At 70.7% G+C, this 15,927-nt stretch carries 16 protein-coding genes; 13 read left to right on the top strand and 3 right to left on the bottom strand.

The features are described 5' to 3' along the window. The first annotated feature begins 9 nt into the window (after nt 1-9). The 3 genes from ASC54_RS11830 (at nt 10) to ASC54_RS11820 (ending at nt 4,902) form a co-directional block, all read left to right on the top strand. Nucleotides 10-933 carry an RluA family pseudouridine synthase gene (locus ASC54_RS11830; RefSeq protein WP_055899206.1) on the top strand — a complete coding sequence of 308 codons (924 nt, stop codon included), beginning with the start codon at nt 10-12 and terminating at the stop codon, nt 931-933. 180 nt (nt 934-1,113) lie between these two features. Beyond that, nucleotides 1,114-4,575, top strand: a complete 3,462-nt coding sequence (dnaE, locus tag ASC54_RS11825; protein WP_235451487.1) for a DNA polymerase III subunit alpha — start codon at nt 1,114-1,116, stop codon at nt 4,573-4,575. Between the two features lie 111 nt (nt 4,576-4,686). Further along, entirely contained in the window at nt 4,687-4,902 is a 216-nt protein-coding gene (locus ASC54_RS11820) for an antitoxin (RefSeq protein ID WP_055861542.1), read from the top strand. A 33-nt stretch (nt 4,903-4,935) separates the two neighbouring features. On the opposite strand, the gene ASC54_RS11815 is transcribed toward ASC54_RS11820, so the two are convergent. Then, nucleotides 4,936-5,436 carry a flavin reductase family protein gene (locus tag ASC54_RS11815; RefSeq protein ID WP_055861539.1) on the bottom strand — a complete coding sequence of 167 codons (501 nt, stop codon included), beginning with the start codon at nt 5,434-5,436 and terminating at the stop codon, nt 4,936-4,938. A 68-nt stretch (nt 5,437-5,504) separates the two neighbouring features. Between ASC54_RS11815 and hisD the strand changes: the two genes are divergently transcribed. The 3 genes from hisD to ASC54_RS11800 are packed head-to-tail and all read left to right on the top strand — an operon-like array spanning nt 5,505 to nt 8,357. Continuing rightward, entirely contained in the window at nt 5,505-6,821 is a 1,317-nt protein-coding gene (gene hisD / locus ASC54_RS11810) for a histidinol dehydrogenase (RefSeq protein WP_055861536.1), read from the top strand. 11 nt (nt 6,822-6,832) lie between these two features. Further along, a complete protein-coding gene (gene nrdR / locus ASC54_RS11805; RefSeq protein WP_055861533.1) occupies nt 6,833-7,300 on the top strand; it encodes a transcriptional regulator NrdR in 468 nt (155 codons plus the stop codon). Nucleotides 7,301-7,304: 4 nt separating this feature from the next. Beyond that, on the top strand, nt 7,305-8,357 hold the full coding sequence (locus tag ASC54_RS11800; RefSeq protein WP_156376823.1) for a quinone-dependent dihydroorotate dehydrogenase: 1,053 nt from the start codon (nt 7,305-7,307) through the stop codon (nt 8,355-8,357). Nucleotides 8,358-8,369: 12 nt separating this feature from the next. Here the strand turns inward: ASC54_RS11800 and ASC54_RS11795 are convergent, their stop codons facing one another. Then, the gene (locus ASC54_RS11795) at nt 8,370-8,975 is read right to left on the bottom strand and encodes a DUF3043 domain-containing protein (protein WP_055861529.1); all 606 of its coding nucleotides are present in this window, start codon (nt 8,973-8,975) and stop codon (nt 8,370-8,372) included. A gap of 43 nt (nt 8,976-9,018) precedes the next feature. Here ASC54_RS11795 and ASC54_RS11790 point away from each other — a divergent pair, with 43 nt between their 5' ends. The 7 genes from ASC54_RS11790 (at nt 9,019) to ASC54_RS11760 (ending at nt 15,200) form a co-directional block, all read left to right on the top strand. Continuing rightward, the gene (locus ASC54_RS11790; RefSeq protein WP_055899199.1) at nt 9,019-10,452 is read left to right on the top strand and encodes a dipeptidase; all 1,434 of its coding nucleotides are present in this window, start codon (nt 9,019-9,021) and stop codon (nt 10,450-10,452) included. 94 nt (nt 10,453-10,546) lie between these two features. Next, entirely contained in the window at nt 10,547-10,894 is a 348-nt protein-coding gene (gene erpA, locus ASC54_RS11785; RefSeq protein WP_055861520.1) for an iron-sulfur cluster insertion protein ErpA, read from the top strand. 257 nt (nt 10,895-11,151) lie between these two features. Then, a complete protein-coding gene (gene coxB, locus ASC54_RS11780) occupies nt 11,152-12,012 on the top strand; it encodes a cytochrome c oxidase subunit II (protein WP_055861518.1) in 861 nt (286 codons plus the stop codon). A gap of 8 nt (nt 12,013-12,020) precedes the next feature. After that, entirely contained in the window at nt 12,021-13,757 is a 1,737-nt protein-coding gene (ctaD, locus tag ASC54_RS11775; protein WP_055899196.1) for a cytochrome c oxidase subunit I, read from the top strand. A 7-nt stretch (nt 13,758-13,764) separates the two neighbouring features. Further along, entirely contained in the window at nt 13,765-14,181 is a 417-nt protein-coding gene (locus tag ASC54_RS11770; RefSeq protein WP_055861512.1) for a cytochrome c oxidase subunit 4, read from the top strand. A 1-nt stretch (nt 14,182) separates the two neighbouring features. Next, entirely contained in the window at nt 14,183-14,611 is a 429-nt protein-coding gene (locus tag ASC54_RS11765) for a GNAT family N-acetyltransferase (RefSeq protein ID WP_055861509.1), read from the top strand. A 19-nt stretch (nt 14,612-14,630) separates the two neighbouring features. Continuing rightward, nucleotides 14,631-15,200 (top strand): GNAT family N-acetyltransferase, encoded by a 570-nt coding sequence (locus ASC54_RS11760; protein ID WP_082515072.1) that lies wholly within the window; start codon nt 14,631-14,633, stop codon nt 15,198-15,200. A gap of 15 nt (nt 15,201-15,215) precedes the next feature. On the opposite strand, the gene ASC54_RS11755 is transcribed toward ASC54_RS11760, so the two are convergent. Further along, a complete protein-coding gene (locus ASC54_RS11755; protein WP_055899191.1) occupies nt 15,216-15,899 on the bottom strand; it encodes an HAD family hydrolase in 684 nt (227 codons plus the stop codon). Between the last annotated feature and the right edge of the window lie 28 nt (nt 15,900-15,927).

Here is a 15,927-nt window from a genome sequence, read left to right as displayed (position 1 = left end):
AGGGGTTTCGTGACCGAGTCGCGCGCCCTCCCCGTCCCCGACGGGCTTTCCGGCGAACGCGTCGACGCCGCCCTCGCGAAGCTCCTCGGCTTCTCGCGCACCTTCGCCGCGGAGGTCGCGGAGGCCGGAGGAGTCACGGTCGACGGCCGCACCCTCGGCAAGTCCGACCGGCTTCCGCGCGACGCCTGGCTCGAGGTCTCGTGGGAGCCCCGTCGCGAGCCCTCGATCGAGCCCATCGCCGTCGACAACCTCCGCATCGTGCACGATGACGACGACCTCGTCGTGATCGACAAGCCCGTCGGGGTGGCCGCGCACCCGAGCGTCGGCTGGGAGGGCCCCACCGTCGTCGGTGCGCTGGCCGCCGCGGGCTTCCGCATCGCGACCTCCGGCCCCGCCGAGCGCGCGGGCATCGTGCACCGCCTCGATGCGGGCACGAGCGGACTCATGGTCGTCGCGAAGACCGAGGCGGCCTATCGCGAGCTCAAGCGGCTCTTCCACGACCGCGAGGTCAGCAAGATCTACCACGCGATCGTGCAGGGCCACCCCGACCCGTTCTCCGGCACGATCGACGCGCCCATCGGCCGGCACCCGGGCTCGGCTTGGAAGTTCGCGGTCGTCGCCGACGGCAAGCCCTCCGTGACGCACTACGACACGATCGAGGCGTTCCCCTCCGCGACCCTGCTCGAGATCCACCTCGAGACGGGGCGCACCCACCAGATCCGCGTGCACATGGCCGCCCAGCGGCACCCCTGCGTCGGCGATGCGATGTACGGCGCCGACCCGACGCTCAGCGCTCGGCTGGGGCTCACTCGCCAGTGGCTCCACGCCATGCGGCTCGGTTTCCGGCACCCCGCCACGGGCGCCGACGTCGAGTTCTCGTCGGTCTACCCCGACGATCTCCAGCACGCGCTCGACGTGCTCCGAGCATCCTGACCGGTCGTTCTCGGCGACGGATGCGCGGCTCGCGCGACGCGCCCGCGACACGCCGAACGGCCCTCCGGCGCGACCTAGACTGATGACCCCGCACGCCGCGGACCACGCCCCAGACCCGCACCCGGAGGTGCCGTGACCACCGACTCGTTCGTCCACCTCCACGTGCACAGCGAGTACTCGATGCTCGACGGAGCGGCCCGCGTCAAGCCGCTCATCGAGGAGGCGGTCGCCCAGGGCATGCCCGCGATCGCGGTCACCGACCACGGCAACATGTTCGGCGCCTTCGACTTCTGGCGCACCGCGACCGAGGCCGGCATCAAGCCCATCATCGGCACCGAGGCGTACCTCACGCCGGGCACGCACCGCACCGACAAGACGCGCGTGAAGTGGGGGACGGGCGGCGAGGACGACGTCTCGGGCGCGGGCTCGTACACGCACATCACGATGCTCGCCGAGTCGACGACGGGCATGCACAACCTGTTCCGGATGTCGTCGCTCGCCTCGATCGAGGGCTACTACTTCAAGCCGCGCATGGACCGCGAGCTGCTGAGCCGCTACAGCGAGGGCATCATCGCCACGACGGGCTGCCCGAGCGGCGAGGTGCAGACGCGCCTGCGGCTCGGCCAGTACGACAAGGCCGTCGAGGCGGCGGCCGAGTTCCGCGACATCTTCGGGCGCGAGAACTACTTCGCCGAGATCATGGACCACGGCCTCGGCATCGAGCGCCGCATCATGAGCGACCTCATCCGCCTCGCGAAGGATCTCGGTCTGCCGCTCGTCGCGACGAACGACCTGCACTACACGCACCCGGGCGACGCGAGCTCGCACGCGGCCCTGCTGTGCGTGCAGTCGGGCTCGACTCTCGACGATCCGAACCGCTTCAAGTTCGACGCCGACGAGTTCTACCTCAAGACCCCGGCGCAGATGCGCGAGCTCTTCCGCGACCACCCGGAGGCGTGCGACTCGACGCTGCTCATCGCCGAGCGCGTGGACGTCGCGTTCGACACGGCCGCCAACTACATGCCCCGGTTCCCGGTGCCCGAGGGCGAGACCGAGAACAGCTGGTTCATCACGGAGGTCGAGAAGGGCCTCGAGCACCGCTACCCGGGCGGCATCTCCGCCGAGGTGCGGGCGCGAGCCGAGTACGAGATCGGCGTCATCACGCAGATGGGCTTCTCGGGCTACTTCCTCGTCGTCGCCGACTTCATCAACTGGTCCAAGCGCAACGGCATCCGCGTCGGTCCCGGCCGTGGCTCCGGTGCAGGCTCCATGGCGGCCTTCGCGATGCGCATCACCGACCTCGACCCCATCGAGCACGGCCTGCTCTTCGAGCGCTTCCTCAACCCCGACCGCGTCTCGATGCCCGACTTCGACGTCGACTTCGACGACCGCCGTCGCGGCGAGGTCATCCGCTACGTCACCGAGAAGTACGGCGACGAGCGGGTCGCGCAGATCGTCACGTACGGCACGATCAAGGCCAAGCAGGCGCTCAAGGACAGCTCGCGCGTGCTCGGCTTCCCCTTCGGCATGGGCGAGAAGCTGACCAAGGCGATGCCCCCGGCGATCATGGGCAAGGACATGGCGCTCTCCGGGATCCTCGACCCCGCGCATCCCCGTCACAAGGAGGCCGGCGATTTCCGCGCCGTCATCGAGGTCGATCCGGATGCCCGGCGCGTCTTCGACACCGCCCTGGGCCTGGAGAACCTGAAGCGCCAGTGGGGCGTTCACGCCGCCGGCGTCATCATGTCGAGCGAGCCGCTCATCGACATCATCCCGATCATGAAGCGGGAGCAGGACGGCCAGATCGTCACGCAGTTCGACTACCCCGCCTGCGAGTCGCTCGGGCTCATCAAGATGGACTTCCTGGGGCTGCGCAACCTCACGATCATCGACGACGCGCTCGACAACATCCGCGCCAACCGCGGCACCGAGCTCGTGCTGGAGGACCTCGCGCTCGACGACCCGGCCGCCTACGAGCTCATGGCGCGCGGCGACACCCTCGGCGTCTTCCAGCTCGACGGCGGCCCGATGCGGTCGCTGCTGCGCATGATGAAGCCCGACAACTTCGAGGACATCTCGGCCGTCCTCGCGCTCTACCGCCCGGGCCCGATGGGCGCGGAGTCGCACACGAACTACGCGCTGCGCAAGAACGGCCGGCAGCCGATCACGCCGATCCACCCCGAGCTCGCCGAGCCGCTGGAGGAGGTGCTCGGCACGACCTACGGCCTCATCGTCTACCAGGAGCAGGTCATGGCGATCGCGCAGAAGCTCGCGGGCTACACGCTCGCGCAGGCCGACCTGCTGCGGCGCGCGATGGGCAAGAAGAAGAAGAGCGAGCTCGACAAGCAGTTCGAGAACTTCAGCGCCGGCATGCAGGCGAACGGCTACTCGATGGCCGCGGTGACGACACTCTGGGACATCCTGCTCCCGTTCTCCGACTACGCCTTCAACAAGGCGCACTCGGCCGCCTACGGCGTCGTCTCGTACTGGACGGCCTACCTCAAGGCCCACTACCCGGCCGAGTACATGGCCGCACTGCTCACGAGCGTCGGCGACTCGAAGGACAAGATGGCGGTGTACCTCAACGAGTGCCGTCGCATGGGCATCACCGTCCTGCCGCCGGACGTCAACGAGTCGATCGGCTTCTTCGCCGCCGTGGGCGACGACATCCGCTTCGGCCTCGGCGCCGTCCGCAACGTCGGCACCAACGTCGTCGAGGGCATCCGCCGCGCCCGGGAGGAGAAGGGGCGATTCACGGGCTTCCACGACTTCCTCAAGAAGGTTCCGACCCCCGTCGCGAACAAGAGGGCGATCGAGTCGCTCATCAAGGCCGGCGCGTTCGACTCGCTCGGCGACACGCGTCGCGCGCTCATGGAGATCCATGAGGGCGCGGTCGAGGCTGCCGTGAAGGACAAGCGCGCGGAGGACAAGGGCGACGTCGGCTTCGACTTCGACAGCCTGTTCGACGAGGGGGAGGCGACTCCCGCCAGCGTGCCCGAGCGCCCGGAGTGGGCGAAGAAGGACAAGCTCGCCTTCGAGCGCGAGATGCTCGGCCTGTACGTCAGCGACCATCCGCTCGCGGGGCTCGAGGTCGCGCTCGCGAAGCACGCCGGTGCCTCGATCGCCGAGCTCAACGACAATCCGCCCGACGACGGCGAGCAGGTGACGGTCGCCGGCCTCATCACGAGCGTCCAGCACCGCGTCGCGCGGAACTCGGGCAACGCCTACGGCATGGTCACGATCGAGGACTTCGGCGGCGAGCTCACCGTCATGTTCCTCGGCAAGACCTACCAGGAGTTCGGCCCGCGCCTGCAGGCCGACTCGATCGTCGTGCTGCGCGGTCGCGTCAACCACCGCGACGACGGCATCACCCTGCAGGCGATGACGCTGCAGATGCCCGACTTCGGCCTCGCCACCGACAACGGTCCGCTCGTGCTCTCCGTGCGCGAGCAGCGCGCGACGGTCGACGTCGTCACCGAGCTCGAGGCCGTCCTGCGCCGCCACCGCGGCTCGACCGAGGTGCGCCTGCGGCTCGTCCGCGACGAGGCCGCGAGGGTCTTCGAGCTGCCGCACCGCATCGCGCCCACGGCGGGCTTCTTCGGCGAGGTGAAGAGCCTGCTGGGGCCCCGCGCGCTCGCCTGAGCCGGGCATCCGCTGAGAGAGCGCCCGCGAGGGAGGGCGGACGAGCAGAATCGTGCCGACGCGCCCGACGGGGGCGCCCGGAAGCGCCAGCGGCGCGAGGAGGAAGCAGACATGGGCATCGACGACATCACGAACAAGGCCAAGGAGTTCCTCGAGAGCGACGAGGTCAAGGGCATGCTCGAGAGCGAGCAGGCCGAGGACATCAGCGACAAGGTGCTCGACGGCGTCGCCGACGTGGCAGACAAGGTCACCGGCGGCAAGTTCACCGACCAGATCGCCGACGTCAAGTCGAACATCGACGGCGCGATCGGCACCGACCGCGCGTAGCGCCGCCGTCCCCGACGGGCCGCTGCGCGGGCTCTAGAGCTCGGCGCCGAGCGCGCGGTAGCGTCGCTCGTGGTACAGCAGCGGCTCGTCGGGCTCGCCGAGCGCGCCCTCCTCGATCTGCACCGCGATCATCGCGTTCTCCGCCACGTGCGTGCGGGCGACGATGCGCCCGACCATCCACGCGGTGACGCCCGTCAGGATGGGCAGACCGTGCGGGCCGGGCTCCCAGTGGTCGCCGTCGAAGCGGCGGTCGTGGTCGCCGGCCATGATGCGCGCGACCGCGAAGTCGTCGAGGCCGAGCATGTGGATCGCGACGTGGTCGGTCTCGGCGATCGCGGGCCAGCTGCTCGCCGTGCGCGCCATGTTGAAGGTCGCGAGCGGGGGAGCGGCGGCGAGGGAGGCGAGCGACGTCGCCGTGAAGCCGACCGGGTCACCGCCCGCGGTGCGCGCCGTGATCACCGCGACGCCCGCCGCGTGGCGGCGGAATGCCTGGGCGAAGGCGTCGAATCCGGTGGCGTCGGCTGCGGTGGTCATCACACCGGATCCAACACCCGAGGGAGCGGGGTATTCCCGAGGCTGGCCGCGATTAGGCTGATCGCGTCATGATCCAGACCCTCGATCTCCGCGGCCGCGTCCTGTCGACGGCCGACCTCCTCGCCCTCGTCCCGCGCTCGGCGAGCGACATCGGCTCCGCCGTCGAGGCGGTCGACGCCCTGATCGCGGATGTCCGCGCCCGCGGCGCCGCCGCCCTCCTCGATCAGGCGGAGCGCTTCGATCGCGTCCGCCCGCCGCACGTGCGCGTGCCGCTCGACGCGCTGCGCGAGGCCGAGGCCGCGCTCGACCCCGCGGTGCGCGAGGCCCTCGTGGAGGCGATCGACCGCGTGCGCCGCGGCACGGCCGCGCAGGTGCCGCCGACCGTCACGACCGAGATCGCCCCGGGCGCGCGCATCGTGCAGCGCTGGCAGCCGGTCGACCGCGTCGGCCTGTACGTGCCCGGCGGGAAGGCCGTCTACCCCTCGAGCGTCGTCATGAACGTCGTCGCGGCGCAGGTCGCGGGCGTGGCGTCGATCGCTCTCGCGAGCCCCGCGCAGGCCGCATTCGGGGGCGCCGTGCACCCGACGATCCTCGGCGCGGCCCACCTGCTGGGGGTCGACGAGGTCTACGCGATGGGCGGCGCCGGCGCCATCGGCGCCCTCGCCTACGGGGTGCCCGAGCTCGGCCTCGAGCCCGTGCAGGTCATCACGGGCCCCGGCAACCTGTTCGTCGCGACCGCGAAGCGCGCGGTCACGGGCGTCGTCGGCATCGACTCCGAGGCCGGCCCGACTGAGATCCTGGTGATCGCCGACGAGTCGGCCTCGGCCGACCTCGTCGTCGCCGACCTGGTGAGCCAGGCCGAGCACGACGAGCTCGCCGGCGCGGTGCTCGTCACCGACTCGCCCGCCCTCGCGGCCGGGGTCGAGGCGGCGCTGCCCGCCGCGGTCGCCGCCACGCGTCACCGCGAGCGCGTCGAGATCGCCCTCTCCGGGCCGCAGTCGGCGCTCGTCCTCGTCGACGATCTGGATGCCGCGGCGCGCTTCAGCAACGCCTACGCCCCCGAGCATCTCGAGGTCCAAGTGCGCGACCCGCACGCGCTCGTCCCGCGCCTCACGAGCGCGGGCGCGGTCTTCGTCGGCGACCACACGCCCGTGAGCCTCGGCGACTACATCGCCGGATCGAACCACGTCCTGCCGACGGGTGGGCAGGCGCGCTTCGCCGCGGGGCTCGGCGCGTACAGCTTCCTGCGCCCGCAGCAGATCGTCGAGTACGACCGCGCGGCCCTGCGCGCGGTCGCCGACCGCGTCGGAGCGCTGAGCGAGGCGGAGCAGCTGCCCGCCCACGGCGAGGCCGTCCGCGCGCGCTTCCGCGACGCCGACGGGTAGGCTCGATCACCATGCACTGCCCCTTCTGCCGGTACCCCGACAGCCGCGTCATCGACTCGCGCACGAGCGACGACGGGCTCTCGATCCGGCGACGCCGGCAGTGCCCCGAGTGCGGTCGCCGCTTCTCGACCACCGAGACCGCGAGCCTGTCGGTCATCAAGCGCAACGGCGTGGTCGAGCCGTTCTCGCGCGAGAAGATCGTCGCGGGCGTCCGGAAGGCGTGCCAGGGCCGGCCCGTCACCGACACCGATCTCGCCCTGCTCGCTCAGAAGGTGGAGGAGAACCTCCGCGCGACGGGGGCCTCGCAGCTCGAGGCGAACGACATCGGCCTCGCGATCCTCCCCGAGCTGCGCCAGCTCGACGAGGTCGCGTTCCTCCGCTTCGCGAGCGTCTACCAGGCCTTCGAGAACCTCGACGACTTCGAGTCCGCCATCCGCCAGCTGCGCATCGAGGACGCGCAGCGCGCGACCGAGGCTTGAGCGCGTGGGCGCGTACGACGTCGTCTTCCGTCAGGTCTTCGCCCGAATGGATCCGGAGCGGGCCCACCACGTGGCCGTGTCCGTCATCCGCGCGATCCCGAGGCTCGGCCTGACGAGCATCGTCCGGCGGTTCACCGCGCCCGACCCGAGCCTCGCGGTCGAGGCGATGGGGCTGCGCTTCGAGTCGCCGTTCGGCATGGCCGCGGGGTTCGACAAGGATGCGGAGAGCATCCGAGGCCTCTGGGCTCTCGGGTTCGGCCACGTCGAGATCGGCACCGTCACCGCGATCCCGCAGGAGGGCAACCCCCGCCCGCGCCTGTTCCGCCTGATCGCCGACCGCGCCGTCGTCAATCGCATGGGCTTCAACAACCGCGGCGCCGCGCACGCGGCCGAGAACGTCCGGCGCGAGGCCGCCCGCCGCCCGCGCCCGATCATCGGCGCGAACATCGGCAAGAGCCGCGTCGTCGCGGTCGAGGATGCCGTGGCCGACTACCGCGCGTCGGCCCGCCTCCTCGCGCCCGTCGCCGACTATCTCGCCGTCAACGTGTCCTCGCCCAACACCCCCGGGCTCCGCGGACTGCAGGACGAGGCCCTCCTGGGTCCGCTGCTGGATGCCGTGCTCGACGAGGCGGGGCCGACTCCCGTCCTCGTGAAGATCGCCCCCGATCTCGACGACGAGTCGATCGACGCGGTCGCGCGCCTCGCCGTCAGCAAGGGCCTGCGCGGGATCATCGCGACGAACACGACCATCGGTCGCGAGGGTCTCGCGACGGACCCGGCCGTCGTCGAGGCCGCCGGCGCGGGCGGGCTGAGCGGCGCCCCTCTCAAGGAGCGATCGCTCGAGGTGCTGCGCCGCGTGCGGGCCGCCGTCCCCGCCGACTACTGCGTGATCGCCGTGGGCGGCATCGACACCGCGGAGGACGCCGCCGAGCGCCTCGCGGCCGGAGCCACCCTCGTCCAGGGCTACACGGCGTTCCTCTACCGCGGTCCCGGCTGGGCGCGGCAGGTCACCCGCGGGCTCGCGCGCCTGCGGCGCACCGCACCCGCCGCGCGCTGACCCGGCGCCGGATCAGGCGGGGAACTGCCCGCGACGGACCTGCGGCTTCGGCAGGCGCAGCGCGCGCAGCTGCAGCGAGCGCATCGCCGCGTACCACCGGACGCCCTTCTCGACGCGATCGGCGCCGAACTTCTCGGCGAGCCGGCGCTTGACGAGGAAGCCGAGGATGGTCGCGTCAAGCACGGCGACGAGGAAGAACGCCCACAGCGCGAGGATCGCGTACACGTCGAGCGTCGGCACGAAGCTGAGCAGGATCACGGCGAACATCACGGGGATCATGAACTCGCCCACGCCCCATCGGGCGTCGACGTAGTCGCGCACGAAGCGCTTCTGCGGGCCCTTGTCACGGGTCGGGAGGTAGCGCTCCTCGCCGTTGGCCATGCCGATGCGAGCGCGGTCGCGCGCCTCGTTCATCTTCGCGCGCGCGGCCTTCGCGGCCTCCTTGCGGTCGTTGGGCACGAGGGGGCGCTTTCGCGCGGCCTCGCGCTCCCGGCGGCTCGGCGTCGGGCGACCCTTGCCGGCGGCGATCGCGGCGGCCTCCTCCCGCGAGTCGGCGGCGGTCGACGCGGTCGTGCCCGCCTTCGCAGCGGCGGCGTCAGCGTTGTCTCGGGGGGCCACGGCGGCACATCCTTCCGGTGGAGTCGCCCACTAGATTACCGGCATGACGCTCCACGACCGGCCCACGAGGCCCGCCACTCCGACCGACCTCATCGAGCAGCTGCGGGGGAGCGTGAGAGACGGCCTCCCCGCCGCGATCGCCGATCTCTCGACGCTCGTGCGCATCCCCTCGGTGTCGTGGGACGGCTTCGATCCGGCTCGCGTGCAGGCCTCGGCCGACGAGGTCGCCCGCCTGGTGCGGGAGCTGGGCGTCTTCGACGAGGTGATCGTCGATCGCGTGGAGATCCCGGGCGCCGGCACTCTCGGGCAGCCCGCCGTCCTCGCCCGCCGCGAGCCTGGGGCTGGCCGCCCGACCGTCCTCCTCTACGCCCACCACGACGTGCAGCCCCCGGGCCGTGACGAGGACTGGGAGACCCCGCCCTTCGAGCCGACCGTCATCGGCGACCGGCTCTACGGCCGAGGCGCCGCGGACGACAAGGCCGGCGTCATCGCCCACGTCGCGGCGATCCGCGCGCTCGTCGAGTCGGTCGGCGACCCCGAGCTCGGGCTCGTGCTCTTCATCGAGGGGGAGGAGGAGTTCGGCTCACGCTCCTTCACCGCCCTGCTCGAGAAGCACCGCGCCCTCCTCGCCGCTGACGTCATCGTCGTCGCCGATTCCGACAACTGGGATGTCCGCACGCCGTCGCTCACGGTCGGCCTGCGCGGCAACGCCGCCTTCACCCTCACCGTCTCGACGCTCGGCCACGCCTCCCACTCGGGCATGTTCGGCGGCGCCGCACCCGATGCGATGCTCGCGACGATCCGGCTCCTGTCGACGCTCCACGACGCCGACGGCTCCGTCGCAGTCGAGGGTCTGCGCGCGCACGATCAGGAGGTGCCGGAGTACACGGAGGAGCGCCTGCGCGAGGAGGCCGCGCTGCTGGAGGGCGTGACCCCGATCGGCCGAGGGCCCGTGCTCCACCGCCTGTGGGCGCAGCCGACGATCACCGTCACGGGAATCGACGCGCCGAGCGTGCAGAACGCCTCCAACACCCTCCTTCCGAGCGTCTCGGTGAAGATCAGCGCGCGGGTCGCGCCCGGCCAGTCGGCGGCGGAGGCCTTCGCCGCCATCAGCGCCCACCTCGAGGCGCACGTCCCGTTCGGGGCCCACGTGAGCTTCGGCGCCGTCGACCTCGGCAACCCTTTCCTCGTCGACACGAGCGCCTGGGCCGTCGACGAGGCCCTCGCCTCGATGCGCGAGGCGTGGGAGGCCGAGCCCGTCATGGTGGGCGTCGGCGGCTCGATCCCGTTCATCGCCGAGCTGACGGAGACCTTCCCCGACGCGCACGTGCTCGTCACGGGCGTCGAGGACCCGGACACCCGCGCCCACAGCCCCAACGAGTCCCTGCACCTGGGCGTGCTGCACCGGGCGATCCTCACCGAGGCGGTGCTGCTCGCGCGCCTCGGGGGAGCGGTCGAGCTGCCCGAGCGCGAATAGATCCGACGCGCCCGGCGTTGACTCCCGTGCGGGCCGGGCATCCGGGAACGCGACGTACACTGGCACCAGTCCCATCGACTCCGGGAGGAACCCCATGACCGACACCGCTCTCGAGACGCACGGCGTCGCCCTGACCGATGCCGCCGCCGCCAAGGTCAAGTCGCTGCTCGAGCAGGAGGGCCGCGATGACCTGCGCCTCCGCCTCGCGGTGCAGCCGGGCGGCTGCTCGGGCCTGATCTACCAGCTCTACTTCGACGAGCGCCTGCTCGACGGCGACGTCACGCGCGACTTCGAGGGCGTCGAGGTCGTCGTCGACAGGATGAGCGTGCCCTACCTCGACGGCGCCTCGATCGACTTCGAGGACACCATCCAGAAGCAGGGCTTCACGATCGACAACCCCAACGCGCAGGGCTCGTGCGCGTGCGGCGACAGCTTCCACTGAGTTTCGTCTCTTGCCGGGAGGGCGGGCCCGCGCCCGTATCCCGGCACCCGCGCGATCGACGGCGCGGGCATCCGCGATCATGGATGCCCGCGCCGTCGTCGTTCGCGCCGCGGCCGGCCGCGACGGGCCGGCCGACCGGCCGCTCAGCAGGGTTCTCGCCGGGTTCTCGGAGCGTCGGAGGGCGTTCCCGGCGGCGGGGGTGACGTAGACTGGCACACGTTCCACGTCCCTCATTCACTCCTTTCGAGAGGCCACCGGTGCGTTCCAACCGACGTCTTCGATTGGCGGCGATCCCCCTCGCCGTCGTCACCTCGCTCGTCCTCGCGGCGTGCACGCCCCAGCAGCAGCTGGGCTGGCTGCCCACCGAGCCGGGGACGACCAACCAGGTCGACCGCGTCATCGGCCTGTGGGTGACGTCGTGGATCGTCCTGCTCGGCGTGGGCATCATCACGTGGGGCCTCATCATCTGGGCCGCGGTCGTGTACCGCCGCCGCAAGGGCCAGACGGGCCTCCCCGTCCAGCTCCGCTACAACATGCCGATCGAGATCCTGTACACGGTCGTGCCGCTCATCCTCATCATCGGCTTCTTCGCCTTCACGGCACGGGACCAGACCGCGATCGAGGAGCCCCTGGCCGACCCCGACGTCACGATCGAGGTGTATGGCAAGCGGTGGGCGTGGGACTTCAACTACGTCAACGAGGACGTGTACTACCAGGGCATCCAGGCCCAGAAGACCGACGAGGGCCAGATCGACGCCTCGACGCTCCCGACCCTGTACCTGCCTGTGGGGCAGAAGGTCGAGGTCAAGATCGAGTCGCGCGACGTGCTGCACTCCTTCTGGATCGTCGACTTCCTCTACAAGAAGGACATGATCCCCGCGAAGTCCAACTACTGGTACTTCATCCCGGAGAAGGAGGGCTCGTACGTCGGCAAGTGCGCCGAGCTCTGCGGCGAGTACCACTCGCTCATGCTCTTCAACGTCGAGGTCGTCTCCCAGGACGAGTACGACGCGTACATCGAGTCCCTCCGTGCCGCCGGCTTCGAGGGCCAGGTCGACGAGACCTTCAACACTAACTCCAACCTGCCGGGCACCACCGGCTCCAGCGAAGAGGAGTAGGCGGCATCATGACGACGACCGCACCGCGTCCCTCCATCGGCACTGCCGAGCCCGGCTACAGCAACCCCGGGATCGCCCGCAAGGGCAACGTCTTCGTCGGCTGGGTCACCTCGACCGACCACAAGACGATCGGGTACATGTACCTGATCACGTCGTTCATCTACTTCCTCGTCGGCGGCGTCATGGCGCTCGTCATCCGCGCGCAGCTCTTCGCTCCGGGCCTCGAGGTCGTCTCGACGAACGAGCAGTACAACCAGCTCTTCACGATGCACGGCACGATCATGCTGCTGATGTTCGCGACGCCGCTCTTCGCGGGCTTCGCCAACGTCATCATGCCCCTGCAGATCGGTGCGCCCGACGTCGCCTTCCCGCGACTGAACGCCTTCGCCTACTGGCTCTACTCCTTCGGCTCGCTCATGGCGGTCGCCGGCTTCTTCACGCCCCAGGGCGCCGCCTCGTTCGGCTGGTTCGCCTACGCGCCGCTGTCGAGCCAGACCTTCTCGCCCGGCGTCGGCGGCAACCTCTGGGTCTTCGGCCTCGCGATGAGCGGCTTCGGCACGATCCTCGGCGCCGTGAACTTCATCACGACGATCATCACGATGCGCGCCCCCGGCATGACGATGTGGCGCATGCCGATCTTCACGTGGAACACACTCGTGACCTCGCTGCTCGTGCTCATGGCGTTCCCCGTCCTGGCCGGTGCGCTCTTCGCTCTCGGTGCCGACCGCGTGTTCGGCTCGCACTTCTTCGACGCCGCGAACGGCGGCGCGATCCTCTGGCAGCACCTCTTCTGGTTCTTCGGGCATCCGGAGGTGTACATCCTCGCCCTGCCGTTCTTCGGGATCGTGTCGGAGATCCTGCCGGTGTTCAGCCGCAAGCCGATCTTCGGCTACAAGACGCTCGTCTACGCGACGATCGCGATCGCGGCGCTGTCGATGACGGTGTGGGCGCACCATATGTACGTGACGGGCTCGGTGCTCCTGCCGTTCTTCGCGCTCATGACGATGCTCATCGCCGTGCCCACGGGCGTGAAGATCTTCAACTGGGTCGGCACGATGTGGCGAGGCTCGGTGACCTTCGAGACGCCGATGATCTGGACGATCGGCTTCCTGATCACGTTCGTCTTCGGCGGTCTCACGGGCGTCATCCTCGCCTCGCCGCCGCTGGACTTCCACGTCTCCGACTCCTACTTCGTCGTCGCCCACTTCCACTACGTCGTCTTCGGCACGGTCGTGTTCGCGATGTTCGCCGGCTTCTACTTCTGGTGGCCGAAGTGGACGGGCAAGATGCTCAACGAGAGCCTCGGTCAGATCCACTTCTGGCTGCTCTTCGTCGGCTTCCACACGACCTTCCTCGTGCAGCACTGGCTCGGCGTCGTGGGCATGCCCCGCCGCTACGCCACGTACCTCGTCGAGGACGGCTTCACCTGGATGAACCAGCTGTCGACCTTCGGCTCGTTCCTGCTCGCCGCGTCGATGATCCCGTTCCTGCTGAACGTGTACATCACCGCGCGTCGCGCCCCCAAGGTGACGGTCAACGACCCGTGGGGCTACGGCCGGTCGCTCGAGTGGGCGACCTCGTGCCCGCCCCCGCGTCACAACTTCAGCTCGATCCCGCGCATCCGCTCGGAGTCGCCGGCGTTCGACCTCAACCACCCGGAGGCGGGCATCCCGGTCGGGATCGGCCCCGCGAAGGACGCCCCCGACGCTCCCACGTACGACCTCGGCGACGAGAAGGTGAAGTAGTCCGCGCATGAAGACCAACATCAACATCTTCTGGATCCTCGTCGCGTTCTTCGCCCTCCTGACGGCGGTCTACACGACCTGGGCGCTCATCTCGACGGACCGGGTCGAGTGGGTCGGGACGGTGGCCATCGGCCTCTGCGCCGTTCTGTCCGCGTTCATCGCGTTCTACCTGCAGCTCGTCAACCGCTCCACGGGCGGGCTTCTTCCGGAGGACCGCCTCGACGCCGACATCGATGACGGCGACCCCGAGCTCGGGCACTTCTCGCCGTGGAGCTGGTGGCCGGTGTTCCTCGCCGGCGCGGTGAGCCTGGCGTTCCTCGGCCTGGCCGCGGGCATCTGGATCATGTTCTACGCGGTTCCGCTCGCGATGCTCGGTCTCGTCGGCTGGGTGTACGAGTACTACCGCGGCAACTTCGGGCGCTGAGGTGACGGTTCGTCGCGCGCGCGCGGAGGACGCGGACGCGGTCTTCGAGCTCGTCCAGCAGCTCGGCGCGGCCTTCATCCCCGTGCGCGCGGCCTTCGACGTGAGCTTCTCCGAGGCGATCGCCGCGGAGGAGGACTCCGACCTCCTGCTGCTCGTCGCCGAGGACGATCAGGGCGTGGTGCGCGGCTATGCCGTCACGACGATCGCCCGGCTGCTCTCCACCAACGGCGCCTCGGCGCAGCTCCAGGAGATCGCGGTCGACGAGGCCGCGCGCGGCCAGGACCTCGGCACGGAGCTCGTCCACGCCGTCGAGCGCGAGTGCATCCGCCGCGGCGTCCGGCAGATCACGGTCGCCAGTCGGCGCGCGGGCGGCTTCTACGACCGACTCGGCTACAGCCAGAACGCCGAGTACATGCGCCGGGTCTTCTGATCCGACGAGCGCACCGGCCGTGAGTGTGGAGCTGCGCAGCGCGCGGCTCGTGATCCGGCCGATCGTGACCGCGGACATCCCCGCCTTCGTCGCCTATCGTCGCGATCCCGAGATCGCGCGCCACCAGTCGTGGAGCACGGAGTACTCGGCGACCGACGCGCAGGCTCTCGTCGACGGGCAGCCGCGTAAGTCGGTGCCGTCGGCGGGGGAGTGGGTGCAGCTCGGCCTCCACGCGCGGGATGCGGCGGTCGGTTCGAGCGCGCTGATGGGCGACGTCGCGGTCGGCGCCGACCCCCACCAGCCCGACACGTACGAGCTCGGTGTCACGCTCGCGCCCGCTCACCACGGCCAGGGCTACGCGCGGGAGGCGCTGGATGCAGTCATCGACTGGCTGATGGAGCGTCAGGGCGCCCACCGCATCGTCATGCAGGGGGACGCCCGCAACGCGCCCGTGCTCGCCCTCATGCGCCGGGTGGGTCTTCGGCACGAGGGCGCGATCGTCGAGGGTGACTGGTTCAAGGGCGCCTGGTCGACGCTCGAGCGTTTCGCGCTGCTTGACCGCGAGTGGCGCGAGAGTCGCGAGCGCTGACGGTCGCCCGATCGATCAGAGCGCGTCGACGAGGTCCGTGAGCGCCGCGATCGTCCGGTCGGGCTCGGGGTAGCCCGTCGGCCAGGTGCGGCCGCGGGGCAGCCACACGCCGACAAGGCCCGCACGCTGCGCGCCGAGCACGTCCCACGGGTGGCACGCGACGAGCGCGGTCTGCTCGGGCATGCTGCCGAGCCGGTCGCAGGCGCCCAGGTACGCCTCGGGATGCGGCTTCCACGTGCGGGTGCCGTCGACGCTGAGCGTCGCGACCCCCTCGCGACTGAGCCCCAGCCGCTCCAGGAGCCCCTGCGCGACGCGCGTCGAGCCGTTCGTGAGCGTCGAGACGCCGAGGCCCTCCGCGATCATGCGACGGATGCCCGGGGCGACGTCGTCGTGGGCGGGCAGCGCCCCCACCGCCGACGGGAGCTCCTCGAGCATCGCGTCGACGGCGGCCGCGTCGAGCGGCGCGGAGTCATCGACTCCCGCCGCGAGATCCCGCAGCGCGGTCTCCCCGAGAGGGCCGAAGCCGATGGGCAGCCCGACCAGAGAGGCCGCGAAGCCGTCGCGGAGGACCGCGGCGAGCCACGCGCTCGCGGAGCCGGCGGGGAGACTGCGCTCGCGCATCCACCCCTCGAGGGGGCCGAGGTCGGTGAGCGTCTCGTTGACGTCGAGCAGGACGGTGGTGATGGGCGCGCCGGTCATGCTCACACGCTACGCCGTCGTGCGAGTG

The sequence above is a fragment of the Yonghaparkia sp. Root332 genome, assembly GCF_001425665.1.
GTDB lineage: Bacteria > Actinomycetota > Actinomycetes > Actinomycetales > Microbacteriaceae > Microcella.
Note: the sequence above shows the minus strand (reverse complement) of the source record. Positions and strands in the feature narration are given on the sequence as shown.

Coding starts and splice junctions, on each gene's coding strand:
- ASC54_RS11770 (WP_055861512.1), top strand. CDS start 13,765: ATGAAGACCAACATCAACATCTTCTGGATCCTCGTCGCGTTCTTCGCC.
- ASC54_RS11755 (WP_055899191.1), bottom strand. CDS start 15,899: ATGACCGGCGCGCCCATCACCACCGTCCTGCTCGACGTCAACGAGACG.
- dnaE (WP_235451487.1), top strand. CDS start 1,114: ATGCTCGACGGAGCGGCCCGCGTCAAGCCGCTCATCGAGGAGGCGGTC.
- ASC54_RS11790 (WP_055899199.1), top strand. CDS start 9,019: ATGACGCTCCACGACCGGCCCACGAGGCCCGCCACTCCGACCGACCTC.
- nrdR (WP_055861533.1), top strand. CDS start 6,833: ATGCACTGCCCCTTCTGCCGGTACCCCGACAGCCGCGTCATCGACTCG.
- erpA (WP_055861520.1), top strand. CDS start 10,547: ATGACCGACACCGCTCTCGAGACGCACGGCGTCGCCCTGACCGATGCC.
- hisD (WP_055861536.1), top strand. CDS start 5,505: ATGATCCAGACCCTCGATCTCCGCGGCCGCGTCCTGTCGACGGCCGAC.
- ASC54_RS11820 (WP_055861542.1), top strand. CDS start 4,687: ATGGGCATCGACGACATCACGAACAAGGCCAAGGAGTTCCTCGAGAGC.
- ctaD (WP_055899196.1), top strand. CDS start 12,021: ATGACGACGACCGCACCGCGTCCCTCCATCGGCACTGCCGAGCCCGGC.
- ASC54_RS11815 (WP_055861539.1), bottom strand. CDS start 5,436: ATGACCACCGCAGCCGACGCCACCGGATTCGACGCCTTCGCCCAGGCA.